The following is a 6,065-nucleotide window of genomic DNA, read 5'->3' on the forward strand; positions in this document are numbered from 1 at the left end:
ATGTTCACAAAAAGAGTCATAATGAGATATCCCACAAAACTGGTTGATAAGCCGATAGTAAGCAAGCTTGTCAAAGAGTTCCATCTTGATTTTAATATTTTAAAAGCGTCAGTAACACCCAATGAAGAAGGGGTGTTAGTTCTTGAGCTGATCGGCGACCGCAAGAATTACAATAAAGCAATGGATTATCTGAAAGGCTTAAACGTAACCATACAGCCTTTTAAGCATGATATAATCCGCAATGAAAAAAAATGTACCCATTGCGGGGCCTGTGTTGTAGCCTGCCCAGCGGAAGCATTAATAGTAGAAACCAAAAGCAGAAAAATTATTTTCGATGAGAAAAAGTGTATAGCCTGCGAACTTTGCATACCTATCTGCCCGGTCCGCGCTATGGAAATGCATTATTAAAGCCATGGTTTATGAACCCCGTTTTTACCGCGATTGGACGCTTTCGGAAACCGAAAGCGATTTAGCCTCTTTTGAAGCAATAGTTAAGGAAACCGACCTTTTTATCCGCGTTAGTTCCGCTAAAAAAAACCTTCAGAAAAAAGCCATAAATTCAATTCTGAAATACCGCCGGTCAATCGAGAAATATATTTCCCGCCATCCTGAATTTTTAAAAGCGCTGGCGCCGGTTACCCTGGAAAAAGATGCCCCCTCAATAATCAAAGATATGATTGAGTGCGCAAAAACCTGCAATGTAGGCCCTATGGCATCTGTTGCCGGGGCTATTGCGCAGTATGCAGGCAATGATTTGCTCGCCTATTGCGATGAAGTGATTGTAGAAAACGGGGGAGATATTTTTATCAAGACGAATAAAAAAAGGCTGGTAGGAGTTTATGCCGGCAGTTCAGTATTTACAAAAAAAATTGCACTTGAAATCCTTCCGGAAAAGACCCCGCTTGGGATCTGCGCTTCTTCTGGAACCGTGGGACCCAGTTTAAGTTTCGGCAAAGCGGACGCAGTTATAATTGTTGCGCGTTCAGCTATCTTGGCTGACGCTGCGGCCACAACCGTAGGCAATGCAATCAATGAAGTATCCGATATACCAAAGGGATTGGACCTTGCCAAAACAATTAAAGGAATTAAAGGCGTCATTATTATCAAGAACGACAAACTGGGCGCCTGGGGCGAGGTAAAAATTACAGTTTGTTAGAGGGTAGCTTTAGCAATGCTATCCGGGAAAAAATGTACATGAAAATCGATAATCATTTATTAAAGTTAGAATGATACTTTTGGAACTGTTTTAGCAACTTCTTCCGCTTTAAAGTAAGCATCCTTCTTTTGGAAGCCGCCCATAGAAGCAACTATATTGCTTGGAAAACGCTGAACTAAAATATTGTAAATCCGGACAACTTCATTGTATCTTTGTCTTTCAACGGAAATCCTGTTTTCAGTTCCTTCAAGAGAGTCCTGCAATCTGATGAAATTCTCGTTTGCCTTTAATTGAGGATAATTTTCCGCAATCATTAGCAGGCGGGAAACCGCGCTGTCCAGTTCGCCGGTAGCTTTTACTTTGTCATTGGTTGTTTTTGCGCCGATTAATTTTGCCCTGGCTTCTGCAACGCGCGTGAATATTTCATTTTCATGTTTTGCATAGCCTTTTACCGTGTTTATCAGGTTCGGTATAAGGTCAAGCCTTCTCTGGTACTGGTTTTCTACCTGGGCCCAGGATGCGTTGATGCTTTCGTTAAGCGTTACAAACTTATTAAAATAAGAAGCGTACATCCCGCCGACAATTACTACAACGCCTACAATCACTCCTAAAACAATCCACACTTGTTTCATTTTATCCTCCAGTATTTTTGAGTCGGACGAAACCCTGAAAATCCTTTCAAATTATTTTCGGGGTACCATAAAACTACCTACAAAATCAATAACTTTTTCAATCTCATTTAAATAAGAGTTGAACAAAACTTCTATCTCAACTTTTTGTGCCGCCTTGTCGCCTTCCTTAATTTTAGAAACAGTTATAAAAGGTTCAGTATTAATTCTTACCTGCTTGGATAACATGCTTAAAGCGTCAATTTTTTTCGGCGGCGGTACCTGGCCGGTTAAGCGTAGGACATTCCTGAAAAGAACAAGAAAAGTTGAAATTGAGTTTATCAACAATTCTTTGATTTCTGATTGTTTGCCTTTAGTTGCCATAAACTCTTGGCAAAGTTTGAGGTATTTGCTTTTAAGCTCGTGTTCGCACTCATGGCGCAGGTTTGAAGAAACAATTTCCATGTTAACAAAGGGGTTTTCGCCGTAAAGGATTTTGTGATGCTCTTTCATATCGAGGAATTCTATGGGAAAAACGTCAAATGATTCCTCGAATTGATTGCAGGTAAAGATGACTGGTACAGAATTATTGCTTTTTATCCACTTGTTCACAGGTTTTTGAAGTAATTTTAGTTCAGTAAATCCAAAATTTTCCAATGTAAGCAGTAAATTATAGTCAGAACGTTTTTTTACCGCCTCTCCGCTTGCCTGGGACCCGTAAAGTACTATTGATTTTAGGTTTGAACCCAGTGTGTTTTTTAGTTCTTCAACAAATTTTGTAAGTTCCATTGTCACCTCTTTCATACCCAATGCCAGTCGCTTGGAAGACTATTGGGTATATTTTCCCCTCCATGTTTTTACCAGCCTCTCGATGCTCCACCGCCACCGCTTGAGCCTCCGCCGAATCCTCCCCAGCCGCCTCCTCCGCCGAATCCTCCGCCACCGCCTCTTCCTCCGGAAAATAGCACGTTAAGCAGCAGGAAAAAAAACAGCCCAGGGTGAAAAATCATCAGGTAAAGCAGGATAAGAAATATTATTGCGATAAAAATAATGTTTGCTAAACCTAATTTGAGCGGGGGATAACTATTTTGAGCAAGAGTTGGGATTGCGGTGTTTTCAGGTATTAAACCGTTACTAAGATCAACATTGTATTCTTTTGCTACTAGCAAGGCTATTCCGTAAACGCCTCCCAATATTCCTTGTCCGGTATCACCCTGTTTAAAGAAGGGAATAACAGCCTTGTCCAGGATTTCACCGCAGAGCCCATCCGGTAAAGCTCCTTCCAGCCCGTAACCAACTTCAATGCGCAATTTCCGGTCTTCTGACGCTATAAGGAAAAGAATGCCGTTATTTTTATCTTTCTTCCCTATTTTCCACTTTTCAAATAATTTTACGGAATAGTCTTCAATAGCGAGGCCGTTAAGATTTTTAACCGTTACTACCGCAACTTCTGCGGAAGTTTTTTGTTCGATTTCGGCCGCAATTTTATTGATTTGTAATTGTGTTTCAGAAGGTATTATCTGGGCGAAATCGGATACCCAGCCCTGCGGGCGGGGTGTATCTAAAACGCAGCTTTGTGGGAAAGCTGAAGCTGTTAAAGATAATAAAAATGTATAAGCCAACAAATATTTTCTCATTCGCACTATTCTACAGTATTATTTGATTGTAGTCAACTCACCCGATACCGTACATTTGTGGTATCTAAAAAACCCTCTAAAAAAACCCTTGACTTTTTTGAAAAGCCATACTATACTTACAATATGCAAGCTTTTAATAAGGCTTTTTTTGTTGTACTGTTCAAACAGATGGTTTTACTGTTTTTTTGATTAAATTTTTTCATTTCAAGAAGATCCGAAATGGCAAATCCCATGAAAATGGGAGACGCAAAGTTACAGGACTAAAGGTAAATGATTTAGAATCAGACCTATGCTCGCCGGACTGTCGAGAATGCTGGAAGCGCTTTCCTTTTAAATTTCTGTTGACAAACCTAATAAAACAGACTATATACGTATTAGGAGTGTTATAGGCGGAAGGGAGAGAAAAGCACTAGAAGGAACTATTAGGAGAATAGGTAATTTTTATGAAAACCAGAATTTTTATTTTGCTGGTACAGTTATTTCTTTTCTGCGCGCAGGTTTCAGGCAGGGTGGGTGATGTGCAGATGAAGAGTGACCATTCGTGGTATCCCGGCGAATTGGCTTGTTCTACCTTTGACCGTCTTTTTGCTTTTCAGTCACAAATATACACGAGGACAACAGGAAGAACAACAGTGTCTGACCAGGATAAGGCGGTGGCTTCCTGGTTTTTCAGAAACATATATTACTATCACGCTTTTGAAGGTCACGAGGACCTGGGTTATACTACTGTTGGCGCCACTCCCCATTTTAATGATGATTACTGGAAAGGGCTTTTTGCTTATGGACACGGTGAATGCGCGCCAGGCCATAACCAGATGACTGCAGAAATGGAATATAAATTAGGCCACTGCAGGGCCAGGCAAACCGCAGTTGGTGGACACTCGTCTTTTGAGGTATGGTTAACAGGCACGGGTTATGGTTCAGGCAACTGGGCAGTAATGAATTGTGATCAGGGCACCGTTGTTTTTGATACGTCCACTTATACTTATATGCTTGGTCTGCACAAAGTTGTTTATGAAGATCAACAAAGTAGCGGTACTAATTACAATAATTATTCAAAGTATTCCTCTAATGCAGCGCCCAATGCAAATCAAGGTTGGTATAAAAACAGTATGTCAAGTTGGTACAGTATCAATTTTGTAGGATATTGCAGTGGCTACCCGAGCGTTCCTCCGGTGGTAGAGTTAAGAAGCGGTGAGAAATTAAGGAGGTATCTTAAACCTGGTTTAGCTGATGGCAACACATATGTTTTTTTTGGTTATAATCAAGTATTGGCTGGCGTGGGTAGGGGGCCTGTCAGGGATGCCACCTGGTGCAACCAGCCGGATAAGATGTACAGGGCAACTTCCGGTACTGGCAGTGATTATTCAAGAGGAATATATGGTAACGGTGTTTATACATATACTCCAAATTTTTCTGATGATTCTTACAAAGAAGGGGTAATCAGCGAAGATACAGGTTCTGTAACTTTTTATTTTTGCACGCCGTATGTTATCGGAGGGAGGCCTGCGCTGGCACGCAGGAATCAAAACGATAGCGGTGATTTATATCCATTTATGGTTGATTATGCAGGCGCCACGGAAGGTTTAGTAATTACAGGCAGCACTGTTGGTTGCACTGTCCAGGTTTCTTCTGACAATGGAAATAGCTGGGCCTCAGCCCAGACCCTTTCAAATAGTTTGGATTTAACAGATTATGTAAAAGGCAACCACTCATATTTTTTGCGGTTTAACACAGCCGCTAATAACTTAAAAAGTAAAAATCTTACAATAAAGACCGTTACCCAGTGTAACGAGCGGCTAATACCGCATCTAAAGGACAATGGTTCAACGCTTACATACCAGGCGTCGGGTAAAGCGGTTTTTAATGCTGGTCCTGGCAGGAAGCAGGCGCAGAAATATATAATCAGCGGCGGTTTTAACACTTCAGGAATAACCATGGAAATTCCTACGCCGCACGGAGAAAAGATACTTGAAGTCTATGCTTCTGCGCTGGTAGGGTCAGGGGTTCCACCAAACACCTCTTGTATTTATAAAATAGATTATTCCGTAAACAATGGTACGAGCTGGGAGTCAATAGTTGACAACTGGCAGATAGTTCGCAGAGGTTGGGAACCGAGTGATTTTCTATCAACCAGTTTTTACTATGGTAATAAAGATATTTCATCTAAAAATGCCGATAGTGTCAGAGTCCGGTTTTCTAATAATGGAGAAAGGGAATACAAGAGAGCGGAAGTATATCTTGTTTATGAAAGCGCAGTGAATTCTCCTCTGTCAGTGAGATTTAATTATACTGACACTACAGGTAATCATACTGCAGAGAATACCTATCCTGCAGGGGCCGTGTCTGATGCCAGTTGGACAATACCAACAGTAGGAACCACGGTAACCAACTGGGTAGAATATGACTGTTCTGCGGCTACGGGAGACTTGCCTGCTTCACCATCAAATTTTCAAGGTATGGCATTATCCTCTGCTTCTATTATCTGGTCCTGGAAGGATAATTCAAATAATGAAACAGGTTTCAGGGTAAAAACATCAACCGGCGGGACCATTGCTGATTTATCCGCCGGCGCGACTTACTGGGTAGAAACGAAACTTGTTGCAAACACCAATTACACCCGCTATGCAGTTGCGTATAGCACCAGTGGAGAAAGCGCCTCTA

The 6,065-nt window shown here is 41.4% G+C and carries 6 protein-coding genes and 1 riboswitch; of the genes, 3 read left to right on the forward strand and 3 right to left on the reverse strand.

Going from position 1 to position 6,065, the window contains the following annotated elements; translation table 11 throughout:
• Complete coding sequence (locus tag KKH91_01620) at nucleotides 1-408, forward strand: 4Fe-4S binding protein (GenBank protein MBU0951514.1); 408 nt, start codon at nucleotides 1-3, stop codon at nucleotides 406-408.
• A gap of 4 nt (nucleotides 409-412) precedes the next feature.
• Nucleotides 413-1,156, forward strand: a complete 744-nt coding sequence (locus tag KKH91_01625) for a UPF0280 family protein (GenBank protein MBU0951515.1) — start codon at nucleotides 413-415, stop codon at nucleotides 1,154-1,156.
• Between the two features lie 65 nt (nucleotides 1,157-1,221).
• On the opposite strand, the gene KKH91_01630 is transcribed toward KKH91_01625, so the two are convergent.
• The 3 genes from KKH91_01630 to KKH91_01640 form a co-directional block, all read right to left on the reverse strand.
• On the reverse strand, nucleotides 1,222-1,788 hold the full coding sequence (locus KKH91_01630; GenBank protein ID MBU0951516.1) for a LemA family protein: 567 nt from the start codon (nucleotides 1,786-1,788) through the stop codon (nucleotides 1,222-1,224).
• A 51-nt stretch (nucleotides 1,789-1,839) separates the two neighbouring features.
• Nucleotides 1,840-2,553: a nucleotidyltransferase domain-containing protein gene (locus KKH91_01635; protein MBU0951517.1), complete on the reverse strand. Its 714-nt coding sequence runs from the start codon at nucleotides 2,551-2,553 to the stop codon at nucleotides 1,840-1,842.
• 68 nt (nucleotides 2,554-2,621) lie between these two features.
• Nucleotides 2,622-3,401 (reverse strand): TPM domain-containing protein, encoded by a 780-nt coding sequence (locus tag KKH91_01640; protein ID MBU0951518.1) that lies wholly within the window; start codon nucleotides 3,399-3,401, stop codon nucleotides 2,622-2,624.
• Nucleotides 3,402-3,612: 211 nt separating this feature from the next.
• Nucleotides 3,613-3,710, forward strand: a riboswitch (cyclic di-GMP riboswitch).
• 134 nt (nucleotides 3,711-3,844) lie between these two features.
• On the opposite strand from KKH91_01640, the gene KKH91_01645 reads away from it, so the two are divergent.
• Nucleotides 3,845-6,065: hypothetical protein (locus tag KKH91_01645; protein MBU0951519.1), on the forward strand; the 2,221-nt coding region annotated here is incomplete at its 3' end.

This window comes from Elusimicrobiota bacterium, from assembly GCA_018816525.1.
Taxonomy (GTDB): domain Bacteria; phylum Elusimicrobiota; class Endomicrobiia; order CG1-02-37-114; family XYA2-FULL-39-19; genus OXYB2-FULL-48-7.